The organism is Streptacidiphilus jeojiensis, assembly GCF_042510965.1.
Lineage (GTDB): Bacteria > Actinomycetota > Actinomycetes > Streptomycetales > Streptomycetaceae > Streptacidiphilus > Streptacidiphilus jeojiensis.
This window is the reverse complement of record NZ_JBEUKS010000001.1, coordinates 244,854-259,621: the sequence shown is the minus strand read 5'-3', so window position 1 is coordinate 259,621 and position 14,768 is coordinate 244,854. Positions and strand designations below refer to the sequence as shown.

The 14,768-nt window shown below is 72.7% G+C and carries 9 protein-coding genes; 7 read left to right on the top strand and 2 right to left on the bottom strand.

What is annotated here, in order from left to right; all coding sequences use genetic code 11:
* Positions 1 to 21 precede the first annotated feature (21 nt).
* Together ABUW04_RS01230 and ABUW04_RS01225 are read left to right on the top strand one after the other, a co-directional pair.
* Positions 22 to 2,622 carry an alpha-L-rhamnosidase-related protein gene (locus ABUW04_RS01230; RefSeq protein WP_380561792.1) on the top strand — a complete coding sequence of 867 codons (2,601 nt, stop codon included), beginning with the start codon at positions 22 to 24 and terminating at the stop codon, positions 2,620 to 2,622.
* A gap of 57 nt (positions 2,623 to 2,679) precedes the next feature.
* Positions 2,680 to 6,669 carry a family 78 glycoside hydrolase catalytic domain gene (locus ABUW04_RS01225; RefSeq protein ID WP_380561790.1) on the top strand — a complete coding sequence of 1,330 codons (3,990 nt, stop codon included), beginning with the start codon at positions 2,680 to 2,682 and terminating at the stop codon, positions 6,667 to 6,669.
* Positions 6,670 to 6,683: 14 nt separating this feature from the next.
* On the opposite strand, the gene ABUW04_RS01220 is transcribed toward ABUW04_RS01225, so the two are convergent.
* On the bottom strand, positions 6,684 to 7,589 hold the full coding sequence (locus ABUW04_RS01220; RefSeq protein WP_380561788.1) for a LysR family transcriptional regulator: 906 nt from the start codon (positions 7,587 to 7,589) through the stop codon (positions 6,684 to 6,686).
* Between the two features lie 96 nt (positions 7,590 to 7,685).
* Between ABUW04_RS01220 and ABUW04_RS01215 the strand changes: the two genes are divergently transcribed.
* The 5 genes from ABUW04_RS01215 to ABUW04_RS01195 all read left to right on the top strand — a co-directional run bounded on the left by ABUW04_RS01215 (position 7,686) and on the right by ABUW04_RS01195 (position 13,920).
* On the top strand, positions 7,686 to 8,510 hold the full coding sequence (locus ABUW04_RS01215) for an oxidoreductase (protein ID WP_380561783.1): 825 nt from the start codon (positions 7,686 to 7,688) through the stop codon (positions 8,508 to 8,510).
* Between the two features lie 156 nt (positions 8,511 to 8,666).
* Positions 8,667 to 9,605, top strand: coding sequence for an SLAC1 family transporter (locus tag ABUW04_RS01210; RefSeq protein ID WP_380561781.1), 939 nt, complete (start codon positions 8,667 to 8,669; stop codon positions 9,603 to 9,605).
* A 68-nt stretch (positions 9,606 to 9,673) separates the two neighbouring features.
* Positions 9,674 to 10,507, top strand: a complete 834-nt coding sequence (locus tag ABUW04_RS01205; RefSeq protein ID WP_380561779.1) for an SAM-dependent methyltransferase — start codon at positions 9,674 to 9,676, stop codon at positions 10,505 to 10,507.
* A gap of 77 nt (positions 10,508 to 10,584) precedes the next feature.
* The gene (locus ABUW04_RS01200; protein WP_380561777.1) at positions 10,585 to 11,724 is read left to right on the top strand and encodes a PP2C family protein-serine/threonine phosphatase; all 1,140 of its coding nucleotides are present in this window, start codon (positions 10,585 to 10,587) and stop codon (positions 11,722 to 11,724) included.
* An 84-nt stretch (positions 11,725 to 11,808) separates the two neighbouring features.
* A complete protein-coding gene (locus tag ABUW04_RS01195; protein ID WP_380561775.1) occupies positions 11,809 to 13,920 on the top strand; it encodes a DUF7507 domain-containing protein in 2,112 nt (703 codons plus the stop codon).
* A gap of 55 nt (positions 13,921 to 13,975) precedes the next feature.
* Here ABUW04_RS01195 and ABUW04_RS01190 read toward each other — a convergent pair whose 3' ends face one another.
* On the bottom strand, positions 13,976 to 14,737 hold the full coding sequence (locus tag ABUW04_RS01190; RefSeq protein ID WP_157623685.1) for a mechanosensitive ion channel family protein: 762 nt from the start codon (positions 14,735 to 14,737) through the stop codon (positions 13,976 to 13,978).
* Between the last annotated feature and the right edge of the window lie 31 nt (positions 14,738 to 14,768).

Here is a 14,768-nt window from a genome sequence, read left to right as displayed (position 1 = left end):
ACCGAGCTCCCGGGAGCCACCATGCCCACCCTGCGCCTCCCCGCACACACGGCCCGCACCGCCCAGGCGATCGCCGTCGTGGCCGCCCTCACCGCCACCTTCGCCGTCTCCGGACCGGCCTCCGCGAACACCGTCGGGGGCGGCGCGCGGCCCTCGTCGTCGCCGGACTGGCAGAAGTACGTCCAGGCACCCGCCGGCCGCTCGGTGCAGCCGGTCTCCATCGTCAGCACCACCGGGAACGTCACCCACCCGAGCGGGGCACTGGGCAAGGGCACCGCCGTGCTGACCCGCCCGGCCCCGGCGGCCAAGCCCGCCTGGCCCAGCGGAACCACGGCCACCGCGTCCTCGTACCACGACGGCAACCAGGGCAACGACGGCAAGCCGCGGACCTACGTCCCCGGCAACGCGGTCGACGGGAACACCGACACCTTCTGGAACGACGCCGACGCCGCCACCTACCCGGCCTGGCTCCAGATCACCAGCCCCACCGCGGTCACCCTGCCCGGCATCACCGTGCTGTCCAACAGCGACGGCGTCCCGCAGGACTTCACCGTCCAGACCTGGGACGGCTCGACCTGGACCACCCAGGCCACCGTCACCGGCAACACCGAGGTCCAACGGGCCGTCAGCTTCACCACGCCGGTCACCACCACGCAGGTGCGCATCAATGTCAGCAAGGACCAGGCCAGCTCCAAGGGCGAGTACACCCGGATCAACGAGGTCTGGCCCGGTGTGGTGGCCGACCCGCCGGCGCCGAGCATCACCCTGGACTTCGGCAAGGTCGTCGTCGGCTACCCCAGAATCAGCTTCGCCGGCGCGTCCGGCAACAACCCCGGGGTCCGGCTCGCCTTCTCGGAGACCCTGCAGTACCTGAGCGACCGCTCCGACTTCACCCGCTCCGACGTCAGCGGCGGACCGGGCACCGACCAGTACGCCGTGCCCCAGCAGGGCGGCGTCTGGACCGACAGCAAGACCTGCCTGACCGGCAGTCAGGTGTGCTCCGACGGACTGCACGGCTTCCGTTACCTGAAGATCAGCCTGGACGCCCTGCCCGCCGACGCGCCCTACACCCAGGCCAACGGCACTGTGAAGATCAACGGGGTGTCGCTGGACTTCACCCCGTTCCTGGGCACGCCCTCCAGCTACACCGGCTGGTTCGAGTCCTCCGACCAGCAGCTCAACCAGTACTGGTACGACGCCTCCTACACCAACGAGCTGGTCACCGACACCTTCCGGCCCGGCGACGTGGACCCGCGCGGGGCCGACAGCACCGGCCTGGACGGCAAGCTGGTGCTGCAGGACGGCGCCAAGCGCGACCGCGACCCCTACGTCGGCGACATCGCCGTCTCCGGCCGCACCACCTACCTCACCCACGACACCGCGGTCGCGGCCCGCAACGTGCTCGCCGACCTGGCCGACCACCAGCGCTCCGACGGCTGGATCCCGCCGGCCTCCATCAACAACTACACCCTGCCGCTGTTCGACTATCCGATGTGGTGGGTCACCAGCAGCTGGGACTACATCCTCTACACCGGGGACACCGCCTACGCGCAGACCTACTACCCCAACCTGGTCAAGGTGCTGGACAGCTGGTACCCCAGCGTCACCGACGCCAACGGCCTGCTCTCCAAGGGGCTCAACGGCACCGGCGGCTACGGCGACTACGCCTTCCTGCCGCGCACCGGCGAGGTCACCTACTACAACACCCTGTACGTCCAGGCCCTCAAGGACGCCGCCGCGCTGGCCACCTCGCTGGGCCGCACCGCCGACGCCGACCGGTGGACGCAGCGCGCACAGACCGTCAGCACCGCCGTCAACGCGCACCTGTGGGACAGCAGCACCGGCGCCTACCTGGACTCCGCCACCGGTCCGGTCCGGCACGCCCAGGACGGCAACGGACTGGCCGTGCTGGCCGGGGTCGCCGACCAGGCCCAGGCCACCTCCGCCCTGGACTACCTGGCCCGGAACACCGCGCTGCCCTACGGCAACTCCTTCATGGACAACGACACCCTGGTTTCCGACGGCACCCAGCGGGTCTACGCCTTCACCTCCTACCCCGACATCCAGGCCCGCTTCCTCAGCGGCCAGGCCGACTCCGCGATCGACGAGATCAAGCGGCTCTACGGCTGGATGGCCGGCCACGGCCCCGGCACCACCGACTGGGAGGGCATCGGCGCCGGCGGATCCCTCTACGAGGGCGCCTACACCTCGGCCGCCCACGGCTGGTCCACCGGTGTGGTCCCGGCGCTCACCAACGACCTGCTCGGCGCCACCCCCACCGGCCCCGGCTTCAGCACCTGGAGCGTCCAGCCGCACCCCGGCACGGTCACCTGGGCCCGCGGCCAGCTGCCCACCCCGCACGGCCCGCTGCAGGTCAGCTGGGTCCGCGGCAGCGGAGCCCAGCAGTTCTCGCTCACCCTCACCGCCCCCAAGGGGACCACGGGCGACGTCGCGGTGCCGGTCACCGGGAGCGCCGTGGTCCGGATCGACGGCCGCACCGTCTGGAACGGCACCGGGGCCACCGGTCCGGACGCCACGCTCCAGAACGGCTACCTCACCCTGCACGGAGTGCAGCCCGGAACTCACACCGTCACCGTCACCGTCACCCGCACCGGCAAGTAGTCGCGCGACCCGAACGGACGAGCCGTCAGACAGCCGAGGACAAGGAGAACCACCTCCGTGACATGGCCCGCAATCCGCAGCGGCCGGCGTCCGCGCCGGACCACGACCGCCGCGATCGTCACCACGATCATCGCCGCGGTGCTGTCCGTACCCACCGCGATGCCCGCACTCGCCTCCGCCGCCACCCAGCACCCGCCGGGCGTCACCGGCAGCGCCCAGGCCCCGACCGACCTCAAGGTCGACGGCCAGGGCCCCGGACTGCCGGTCGGTGAGGCCCGGCCGACCCTCTCCTGGGTCCTGCACGACAGCGCACGGGCGCAGAGCCAGACCGGCTACCAGATCCGCGTGGGCACCGGCTCGACGCGCCTGTGGGACTCGGGCCGGACCGCCTCGCAGAACTCCACCGACGTCGCCTACGCAGGACCCGCCCTGGCCGCCGACCGCAGTTACACCTGGTCGGTGCGGACCTGGAACCGCCAGGGCCAGGCCTCGCCCTGGTCGGCGCCGGCAGCCTTCGACACCGGGCTGCTCGACGCCGCGGACTGGTCGGCCTGGTGGCTGCAGGCCGGCGACGGAGCCCTGGTCCGCGGCGACTTCACGGTCACCGGGCCGGTCGCCAGGGCCCGCCTGTACTTCGCCGCCCAGGGGCTGGTGGAGCCGCACCTGAACGGCGCGCGGGTCGAACCGTCCGAGGTCCTCGACTCCTCCGTCACCGACTACTCCTCCCGGGTCCTGTACCGGGACCTCGACGTCACCTCCCTGCTGCACCAGGGCGGCAACGCGCTGGCCTTCATGGCGGGCAAGGGACAGTTCAGCGGCCAACCCACCTTCGTGGCCCAACTGGACGTGACCTACAGCGACGGAACCAAGGCCACCTTCGGCACCGGACCCGGCTGGCGGACCACCGCAGGACCGGTGACCGGGGACGACTTCTACTACGGGGAGACCTACGACGCCCGCAAGGCCGTCACCGGCTGGGACACCGCGGGACTGGACGACAGCGCCTGGCCCCTGGCGCACGCGGTCGCACCGGCGTCGCACCCGCTGAGCCTGGCCCAGGGCAGGCCGGTCACCGCACTGGACACCACCAGCTGCTGCGGCTGGTCGCCGGCCGCACTCACCGACGGCGTCGACGGCTCCACCGACACCTCCCAGGGCTACCACTCGGCCATCGAGTCCACCGCCGACACCACCAAGTGGGTGCAGACGGACCTCGGCACGGACCAGGACGTCCGGCAGATCCGGCTGTTCCCCGCCCGGCCGACCAACGACCCGGCCGGCGACTTCCCCGCCGCCGGATTCCCGGTGCGCTACCTGGTCCAGGTCAGCGACGACCCGACGTTCGCCACCGCGACCACGGTCGCCGACCGCACCGGCGCCGACCAGCCGTCGCCCGGTACCGCACCGGTGGTCCTCGACACCCGGGCCACCGGCCGCTACGTCCGGGTCACCGCCACCAGGCTGCGCTGCATCGGCAGCAGCTGCACCTTCCGGCTGGCCGAACTCGGCGTCTACGGCGCCCGTCCGGCGGTCGGCTACTCCGCGCTCACCCGGCTGCAGGCCGACACCACCCCGCCCACCGAGATCGTCAAGACCCTCACCCCGGTGCGGGAGACCCGGCCCGCGGCAGGCCAACGGGTGTACGACTTCGGCCAGAACATCACCGGCTGGGTGACCGTCACCGCGACCCAGCCCGCCGGAACCACGGTGGACATCAGGAAGGGCGAGATCCTCGACCCGACCGGCCAGGTGACCACCTCCAACATCAGCTTCTCCGCGGGCGACCCGCCACGGCAGACCGACCACTACACCTTCGCCGGTTCCGGCGCCGAGACCTACGCACCGCGGTTCAACTACTCCGGGTTTCGCTACGCCGAACTGACCGGCCTCCCGGACGGGGCCGCCGTCACCGTGACCGCCCAGGAAGTGCACACCGACGTGGCCACCACCGGCACCTTCACCTCGTCCGACGCGCTGCTGAACTCCATCCAGGGCGCGGTGGCCCAGACCCAGCTCAACGACCTGCAGTCGATCCCGCTGGACTGCCCCACCCGCGAGAAGCACGGCTGGCTCGGCGACGCCGCGGACTCCGACGTGGAGGCCATGGCCAACTACGACATGCAGTCCTTCTACGCCAAGTGGCTGGGCGACGTGGTCACCAGCCTCAACCCCGACGGCAGCATCCCCTCGGTCGCCCCCACCAACGGCAGCACCGGCTGGGCCACCGACCCGGCCTGGGGCACGGCCTACCCGCAGATCATCTGGGACACCTACACCCAGTACGGCAGCAAGCAGCCCATCACCGCCAACTACCAGCACGTGAAGGCGTGGGTCGACTACCTGGGCACCATCAGCGACGCCGACCACATCGTGGTCAACGCGCCGACCTCCTGGGGCGACGACTGGGTTGCCACCGTCAGCACCCCGCACGACTACTTCCAGACCGGCTTCTACTACCTGGACGCACAACTGCTCGCCAGGATGGCGGCCGTCGTCGGCAACCGGGCCGACGCGGCCGAGTACGGCGCCCTGGCCACCCGGATCGCCGCCGGCTTCACCAAGCGCTTCTTCGACCCCGCCACCGGCGTGTACGGCACCGGCACCCAGCTCTCCTACGCGATGCCGCTGGTGCTGGGCATCGTCCCGGCCGGCCGCGAGCAGGCCACCGCGGACCGCCTGGTGCAGGACATCGCCGCCCACGACGACCACCTCACCACCGGATTCGTCGGCACCACCCTGGTGTTCCAGGCCCTCGGCGCCTACGGGCGCAACGACGTCGCGCTGGCGGTGGCCGAGCGCACCGACTACCCCAGCTTCGGCTACATGCTCAGCCAGGGCCCGGGCACGATCTGGGAGAAGTGGGTCGACTCCTCCGCGCCGGACGGGACCTCCTCCAAGGACCACATCGGACTGGGCGGCTCCATCGGCCAGTGGTTCTACCAGCAGCTGGCCGGGATCCAGCCCGGCAGCACCGGATCGGGGTACAGCAGCCTCACCCTCGCCCCCGGCGTCGTCGGTGACCTGACCTCCGCCTCGGCCCAGCAGCGGACGGCACGCGGAACCGTCGTCAGTTCCTGGCAGCGCGACGGCTCCACGCTGACCTACCACGCGGTGGTACCCGTCGGCAGCACGGCGACCATCCGGCTGCCGCTGCTCGGCGGCGCGCAGTCCACGGTCAGCGAGGGCGGCCGGACCGTGTACGCGGCCGGGCACCGCGCCCAGGCCGATCCCGGTCTGGCCGTCGGCCGGGCGGACGACCAGCAGCTCACCCTCACCGCGGGCTCCGGCGACTACACCTTCACGGTGACCCCGCCGCGGACCACCGTCACCCGCCTGGCGGTCACGGCGAGCCAGCCGGCGCCGGTCACCGCGGGTACCGGCGGCGACGTCACCGCCGTGGTCGAGGGTCGCTCCACCGGCACCGGCCCGGTATCGGTCAGCGCCACCGTGCCCGCCGGCTGGACGGCCACGGCGACACCGGCGCAGATTCCGCTCACCCCGGCCACCACCGAGGTCCGCAGCACGCTGCGGATCACCGTCCCCGCCGACGTCGCCGGCGGGGTCTACCCGGTGACGGTGAAGGTCCGCACGCCCGACGGGACCGTCGCGACGGCCCCGGTGCACCTGCAGGTCTTCGGCCGCTGGCCGGCCGGAACCAGCGCGAGCGCGTCCAGCGAGCACGCACCCAACGTCGTCAACGGCGCGACCCGCACCTACCTCGCCTCCAACGCGATCGACGGCGACCTGACGACCTTCTGGAACGACGACACCCAGGGCCAGTTCCCCGACACCCTGACCGTCACCGCTCCCACACCCGTACCGCTGCACGGAGTGGGGTTCGCCTCGAACCCGGACGGCGTCCCGACCGCCTTCACCGTCCAGACCTGGGACGGCTCGCAGTGGGTGACCCAGGCCGACGTGTCCGGCAACACGGCCCTGTACCGCTGGATCCCCTTCGCCGGGGAGGTGACGACCACTCAGGTACGCGTCGTGGTGACCTCCGACCAGGACGGTGCCTTCACCCGGGTCGCCGAGCTGACTCCCTGATCGGTCGGCGAGGTTCAGGCGGCGGGCGGGCGACAGCCCGCCGCCTGGGCGGCCCGGGCGAAGGCGTGCACCAGCGGACGCGTGTCGTCGGCGCGCCAGGCCAGCGCGAACCGCGACGGCGACAGCCCGCGGACCGGACGGGTGACCACGCCGCCCCGGGTCAGCAGCGGGGCGTTCCCGGCGCCCAGCAGGCACACGCCCTGCCCGCCCACCAGCGCCTCGTAGGTCTCGTCGACCCCGCTGATCTCGGCGCCGACCAGCGGCTCCCGGCCGCCGCGCTGGTCCACGGCCAGCCAGTAGTCGCGCAGCACCCCGGCACTGCCCGGCAGCGCCAGGAACGGCTCGTCCAGCAGCTCGGCGAACTCCACCGCCTCGCACCCGGCCAGCCGGTGCGTCTCCGGCAGTGCCACCAGCCGCGGCTCCTCGGCCACCACCAGCCAGCGCAGCCGCCGCGCCTCGGGCTGCGGCAGCCACAGGAACGCCACATCGCTGGAGCCGTCGACCAGCCCCGCGCTGGGGTCGGCCCAGTCGACCTGACGGAGCACCAGCTGCGCGTCCGGGTACTCGGCGGTGAGGCGGGAGCGGATCGCCGGCAGCATCCCGCCGCGCCCCGGGCCGGTGCTCATCCCGACCACCAGCCGACCGTCCAGGGCGGCCCGGGCCGCCGCCACCGCGTGCTCGGCCTGCTCCCACTGCTCCAGCACCCGGCGGGCGTGCGGCAGCAGCGCCGCGCCGACGGCGGTCAGCCGAACCTCGCGCCGGTCCCGCTCGAACAGCGGCGCACCCAGGGTCCGCTCCAGCATCCGGATCTGCTTGCTCAGCGCCGGCTGCGAGACGAACAGCGCCTCGGCCGCCCGGGTGAAGTGCAACTCCTGTGCCACCGCGACGAAGTAGCGGAGATCCCGGCTGTGCACATCCATAGCCCATGGTTATCACGGAAGGTCTTGGACGCGCGAGACCCGACCGGAGCAGGCTGGGGACCAACAGAGCGAACACCACGGACCCACGGAGTAGCGATGAGCAAGGTATGGCTGATCACCGGCGCCAACAGCGGCTTCGGCCGGGCGCTCACCGAGGCGGCGGTGGCGGCGGGCGATGTCGTGGTCGCCGCGGCCCGGCGCACCGAGACGCTGGCCGACCTGGTGGCGGCGCACCCCGACCAGGTCGAGGCGGTCCGGCTGGACGTCACCGACCTGGCCGCCGTCGACGCGGTGGTCGCGGATGTGACCGCCCGTCACGGCCGGATCGACGTGCTGGTCAACAATGCGGGCCGGACCCACGTCGGGGCGGCCGAGGAGACCACCGACGCGGAACTGCGCGCGCTGTTCGAGGTGCACGTGTTCGGCCCCGCGGCCCTGGTGCGGGCAGTGCTCCCGTCCATGCGCCAGCGCCGCTCTGGGGCGATCGTGCAGCTCAGCAGCATGGGCGGGCAGATGTCCTTCGCCGGGTTCTCCGCCTACAGCGCCACCAAGTTCGCCCTGGAGGGCTTCTCCGAGGCGCTGCTGGACGAGGTCGCACCCCTGGGCATCAAGGTGCTGGTGGTCGAGCCCGGGGCGTTCCGCACCGGCCTGATGGGCAACCGCAGCGTCAGCGCGGAGATCGACGACTACGCCGCCACCGTCGGCCCGACCCGCGCCATGGCCGCGGCCGGGGACGGCGCCCAGCCCGGCGACCCGGCCAAGGCGGCCGCCGCGATCCTGACGGCCCTCGCCGCCGAGAACACCCCGCTGCACCTGCCGCTGGGCAACGACGGCGTGGACGCGGTCCTCGGCCACCTCGACGCCGTCCGCGCCGAGGTGACGGCCTGGGAGAAGACCGCCCGGGACACCGTCTTCGACTGAGCGGTCCGGCCGTCGGTTCGTCGGCCGTCAGCCATCGGCCGTCGGCCTGCGGACGCCCGGGTGGACCTCGTCGACACTTCGGCCACCCGGGCTCGGGCGGCGCCCGGTTCGCCTATGCTGCGCGCACAGGTCGGTCGGGACAGAGGAGCAGGCGCCTTGACGGCTCATCGGATTCCGCTGAACTACTTCGCGATGTCCTTCGGCCTGGCCGGTCTGGCCGGCACCTGGGTGACGGCTGGCCGCGAGGGCCATGTGCCGAGCGCGGTGGGCGACGCGCTCCTCGCACTGGCGGCGCTGGTCTGGCTGGTCACCGTGGGGCTCTACCTGCGCTACGCGCTGTCCGAACGGGGCAGGCTGGTCGCGGACCTGACCGACGGCATCGCCGGCCCCTTCATGTCGCTGGCGGTGATCACCCCGATGCCGCTGGCGGCCCAGGGCGTAGCGCCGCACGCACCGACCGCGGGCAAGGTCCTGGTCGACGTCTTCCTGGCGCTCACGGTCCTGCTCGGCGGCTGGTTCACCGGCCAGTGGATCTACGGTCCGCTCGACATCGACCAGCTGCACCCCGGCTACTTCCTGCCCACCACGGCCGGGGGTCTGATCGCGTCCGCCTCGGCCGCGGCGGTCGGCCAGCGTCGGCTGGCGGAGGCGATGCTGGGACTGGGCCTGGTCTGCTGGCTGATCCTGGGATCGATGATCCTGGCCCGGCTGATGTTCCGACCGCCGCTGCCGCTGCCGCTGACGCCGACCCTGGCCATCGAGGTCGCCCCGGCGGCGGTGGCCTCGCTCGCCTACTTCTCCCTCGACGGGGACCGGATCGACGTCTTCGCCGCCCTGCTGGCCGGCTACGGCGTACTGATGGTGCTGGCCCAGCTGCGGCTGCTGCCGCTGTTCCTGCGGCTGAAGTTCACCCCGAGCACCTGGGCCTTCACCTTCTCCTGGGCGTCCGTCGGCACAGCGACGCTGCACTGGGTCGACCGGGGCAGGCCGGCGGGCCACCTGGTCTGGACCGGCCTGGTGCTGGCCGCGGTCACCGCACTGGTGGGCGGCATCGCGGTCCGTACCGCGGTCGCCCTGCTGCGGCGTCAACTCTGAGCTGCGGCTTGGCGGATGCGGTATCGTCGCCGACGCCGGGCGGGTGCGTACAGCAGCAGGAGGGGTTCGTGACGGAGGACAGGACCTGGATGCAGGGGACCGACGAGCGGGCGCCGTCGGCGGATCTGCACCCCGAGGTCGCGCACCCCGCCCGGGTCTACGACGTGTGGCTGGGCGGCAAGGACAACTTCGCCTCGGACCGCGCCGTCGCCGAGCAGCTGGCGACGATGACCCCGCACGTGGTGAACGCGGCGCGGGCGAACCGGGCCTTCCTCGGCCGCGCGGTGCGCACCGTCTCGGCCCTGGGCGTCAGCCAGTTCCTGGACATAGGCACCGGCATCCCCGCCGCCGGGAACACGCACGAGGTGGCCCAGCGGGCCGACGCCTCCGCCCGGGTCGCCTACGTGGACAACGACCCGATCGTGCTCACCCACGCCCGGGCGCTGATGAGCGGGTCCGGCCACGGGGCCACCACGGTGACCCAGGCCGACCTGCGCGACCCCGAGGCGATCCTCGCCGCGCCCGGCGTCCGCGACCTGCTCGACTTCAGCCGCCCGGTGGCGCTGATGCTGGTCGCGGTGCTGCACTTCATCGGTGGCGACCAGGACCCGCAGGGCATCGTCAAGCGCCTGCTGGAGGCCCTCCCCGGCGGCAGCTACCTGATCCTGACCCACGGCACCGGGGACACCCTGCCGCAGGACCTGGCGCAGCGCGCCGAGCAGTCCTACGACCAGGCCGCGGCCCATCTGCACCTGCGGCCGCGCCAGGAGGTCGAGCGGTTCTTCGGGGGCGGGGAACTGCTGGAGCCGGGCCTCGTGCTCGCGCCGTTCTGGCGTCCGGACGGGCCGCTGGCCGCGGACGCCGAGCGGCTGGGCATCTACGCAGGCGTCGCCCGCTACTGAGCCCTGACCGGCCCCGATCCCCGGCGCCGCGCGGCCTCCGGCGTGCGGGGTGGCCGCAACGGCGGTATGCAGGGGGGATGGACGCGCCGGAGTGGTTCGTGGGGTGGCGCTCGTGGCGGTCGCGAGCGGGCCTGGTGGCGATCGCGCTGGCGGTGATGGCGGTGATCGCCCTCGCGGACGTGCTTTCGCCGCCCGACGTCCACCTGGGGCCGCTGCTGGTGGTCGCGCCGGCGTTCACCGCCTCGTTCGGCGGCCCGCGGCTGACCGGGTTCATCGGACTGCTGGCCGTGCTCACCCTGGTGTGCATCGGGCTGGCCCGGGGGGTGCTGGGCACCGAGAACCTGATCGTCCAGATCGGCTCCATGGTTGCGCTCTCGGCGCTGCTGACGGTCTTCTGCCGACTGCGGGAGCACCATCTCGGCGAGCTCTCCCGGGCCCGGTACGTCTCCGAGGCGACCCAGCGGGTGCTGCTGCCGCCGATCCCGGAGACGGCCGGCCCGCTGCGCATCGCGTCCTGGTACCACGCCGCCGAGGCGGGCACCAGGATCGGCGGGGACCTCTTCGCGCTGGCCCGCACGGCCACCGGCACCCGCCTGATCATCGGCGACGTCCGCGGCAAGGGACTGACCACGCTGGACGCCACCGCGATGCTGCTGGGGGCCTTCCGGGCGGCGGCCCACCGCGAGGCCCCGCTCCCCGAGCTGGTCTCCTACCTGGAAGGCAGCGTCTGCTGGGGCCTGGGACAGTTCACCGAGGCCGAGGGAGACGTCGGCGAGCGCTTCATCACCGCTGTCGTCGTCGACATCCCGGACGACGAGCAGGTGGTCCACCTGATCAACTGCGGGCACCCGCCCCCGCTGCTGCTGGGCCGGGAACACCCCACCCAGCTGGTCGACGACCAGTCCTCCCCGCCGCTGGGCCTGGGCGCCCTGGCGAACACCCCCTACGAGATCGCCACCTTCCGCTTCGGACCGGGCGAGCTGCTGCTGCTCTACACGGACGGGCTGATCGAGTCCCGGGACCGGACGGGGGCCTTCTACCCGTTGCCGGAACGCGCCGAACGGTGGAGCGCCGCAGCGCCACGGCTCTTCCTGGACGCGCTCCGGCGGGATCTGGAAGCCCATCTCGACGGGCCGCCCGAGGACGACATCGCCCTGATCGCCCTGCGGCGAGCCGGCAGTACCCCAGGGATCAACGACCCCGGCTCGAACAGCTGACCGCGGGGCCGTCGGAGTGGAGCTCCCTGCGTGTCCACAGCCGGGCCGGCGATCTGCGGGCATTTAGCGACGTAGCGTCAGAAAGTGACCATCCAGACCCGTCGGGCCCGGTGCGGCAGCCGTGCGTCAGCGCTGAGTGCCACCGTCGCCGGCCTCGCCCTCGTCGCCCTCTGCGGCTCCGCAACCGTGCCGGCCAGTGCCTCGCCCTGGGCGGAACGGCACCGGGCCGGCGGCTCGGTACTGCTCAACGAGACCTTCCAGGGATCCTCCATCGCGGACCCGGGCTTCATGCCGCTGGACACCGCCTGCCTGACCGGCGCCGCCACGACGCCGCCGGCGGGGGAGTCCACGACCGGGCCGTGCACCGCCGCCGACCAGACCGCCCCGAACGTGCCGACCCCCGGCGTCACCCCCGGCTGGCTCCAGCTCACCGACGGCGGCTACTACCGCGTCGGCGGCCTGCTCTACAACCGGCCGCTGCCCGGCAACGGCGGCCTGCAGGTGATCTTCGACCAGTACCAGTACGGCGGCAACGGGGCCGACGGCATCGGCTTCTTCCTGGTGGACGGCGCCGTGGACCTCACCGAGGCGGGCGCGGACGGCGGCTCGCTGGGATACGCGCAGCGCAACCTGGAACCTGGAGTGCACGGCGGCTACCTGGGCATCGGCCTGGACGCCTACGGCAACTTCGCCAACGACGGCGAGAACCGCGGCAGGAACTGCCCCGCCGCCTCGAAGTCCCCGGTGATCAGCGACTACCAGGTCACCGACTCGGTGACGCTCCGTGGACCGGGCGAGGACCTCGACGGCTACTGCTTCCTGGCCTCGACCATGACCGCGGACGCCTCCAAGCCCTCGGGCTTCGTCACCACCCTGCCCGGCAGCCTCAGGTCCAGCGCCACGGTTCCCGACGGGGCGGCGCGGCGGGTCCGACTGACCGTCAGCCCCGATCCCCGGCCGCTGGTCACCGTGGACATCGACTTCAACGACGGCAACGGCTACCAGCGGGTGCTGTCCTACCAGATGAAGGACGACGCACCGAAGACCTACAAGTTCGGCTTCTCCGGCTCGACCGGAGGCCTGATCGACACCCATCTGATCCGCAACGTCGTCGCGTCCTCGGTGGACCCGCTGAGCACCCTGAACCTGGTCAAGACCGTGGCCACCGACCTGCGCGGGCAGCGCGGGGCGACCCGCAAGGTGGGCGACACCGTCAACTACAACTTCCTGGTCACCAACACCGGCAGCACCGAGCTGGACGGGGTGACCATCAGCGACCCGAAGATCACCGACGCCACCTGTCCGCGCTCCACGCTGGGCCCCATGGGCAGCCCGACCGCGTCCATGGTGTGCACCGGCACCCATGTGATCACCGTCGACGACTCCTTCACCGGCGTGTTCACCAACACCGCCACCGCCGGCGCGACCAACCCGGGCGGCTCGAACGTGGTCTCCAACGAGTCCTCCGCCTCGGTGGACGTGGTGCGGCTGACCCCTGAGCTGGAGATCACCAAGACGGCCGAGCCGCAGCGGACCGAGCCGGGCGGCACGGTGCACTACACGGTGAGGATCAGCAACGTCGGCAGCATCCCGGTAAGCCCAGCCGACTTCACCGACGACCTGAGCGGGGTGCTGGACGACGCCGACTACAACGGCGACGCCACGGCGACGACCGGCACCGTCACGCCGGTGAAGAAGACGCTGCACTGGAGCGGGGACCTGGCGGCCGGGGCCGAGGCCACGGTCCGGTACTCGGTGACCGTCCACGACCCGGACCGCGGTGACGGGGTGCTGCACAACGCCGTCACCGGCAGCATCCCCGGCACCAGCTGCGCCGCCTCCACTCGCCACGCCACCACCCGCGCCGCCTCCACCCGCGCCCTGCTGCCCTGCACCGTCGACGTCCCGGTCGACCGGCCCACACCGACGCCCTCGCCCACGGTCACGATGGGCGAGCCCGGTGCCCCGACGCCCGCCCCCACCCGCACCGAGGCGGAACCGGCCCCGATGGCCCCGCGACCGCTCGGACCGGTGCACGCGCACCTAGCGGCGACCGGTATCGGGACCATGCTGATGCTCCCGGGCGGTCTGGCGGTCCTGGCCCTGGCGGCCGGAGCGCTGCTGCTGCTCCACAGCCGCCGGGACCGTGGCCCCAGCAACCCGGACGGGACCGATCCGGGCCCGGCGGACGAGTAGCCCGGGTCCGGGCGCGCCGCACCCCACCCCGTGGGGCGGCGCGCCCGGCCGGCGGTCAGCCGGGTTGCCCCGGCGCCGGAGGAACCGGACCCGCGGTGGGAGCAGCCGGGGACGTGACCGGTGGTGCGGCCGGCAGCGCCGTGGCGCCGCCCATTCCGGGCGCGATGGCGGCGCTCAGGACCGCGTTGTTGGGCAGCAGGACCGGCCCTTCGGGGGTGCGGAGCTGCACGAAGAGCAGGGTCATGTCGGTGACATGGCCCTGGATCCGGCCGCCGAGGGCGCCGGACTGGATCGTCACGTCCTGGCCGACGTGGAACGGGCGCGCGGTCAGCAGCACCAGTCCCGCGAAGATGTTGCCCAGCACCGGCTGGGCCGCGATGCCGACGATGACCCCGGTCAGCGCCCCGCCCAGGATCAGCCGGCTCCACGGCACGTGCAGCAGGCTTAGTGCACCGAGGACCACCAGCGCGTAGCCGGTCAGCAGGCACAGCATCCGCAGCGTGGTCACCCGCGAGTCCCCGAAACTCTGCGGCACCAGCGCGACCAGGTCCTGGGTGGCCCCGCGGACCGCGATCAGGGCGAAGACCAGGAAGACCAGCGCACTGGCCGCGGCAATGGTGCGGTCCGCCAGCGAGTGGTGCGAGGACTGGTCGCCGAGCACGCCCCCGTAGTACGTGGACACGGCCAGCCCGGCCAGCGCCATGGTGGTGGTCACGACGGCCTTGCGGGTGCGGATCACGCCGCGTCCACGGGGCCTGCGGCCGCCGGCCCGGCCGTGGTCCTCCTCGGAGGACGTGGCCTCATCTGGTGTTTTCACGCTCCGTATTGTGCAGCCCGGGGACTGCGCT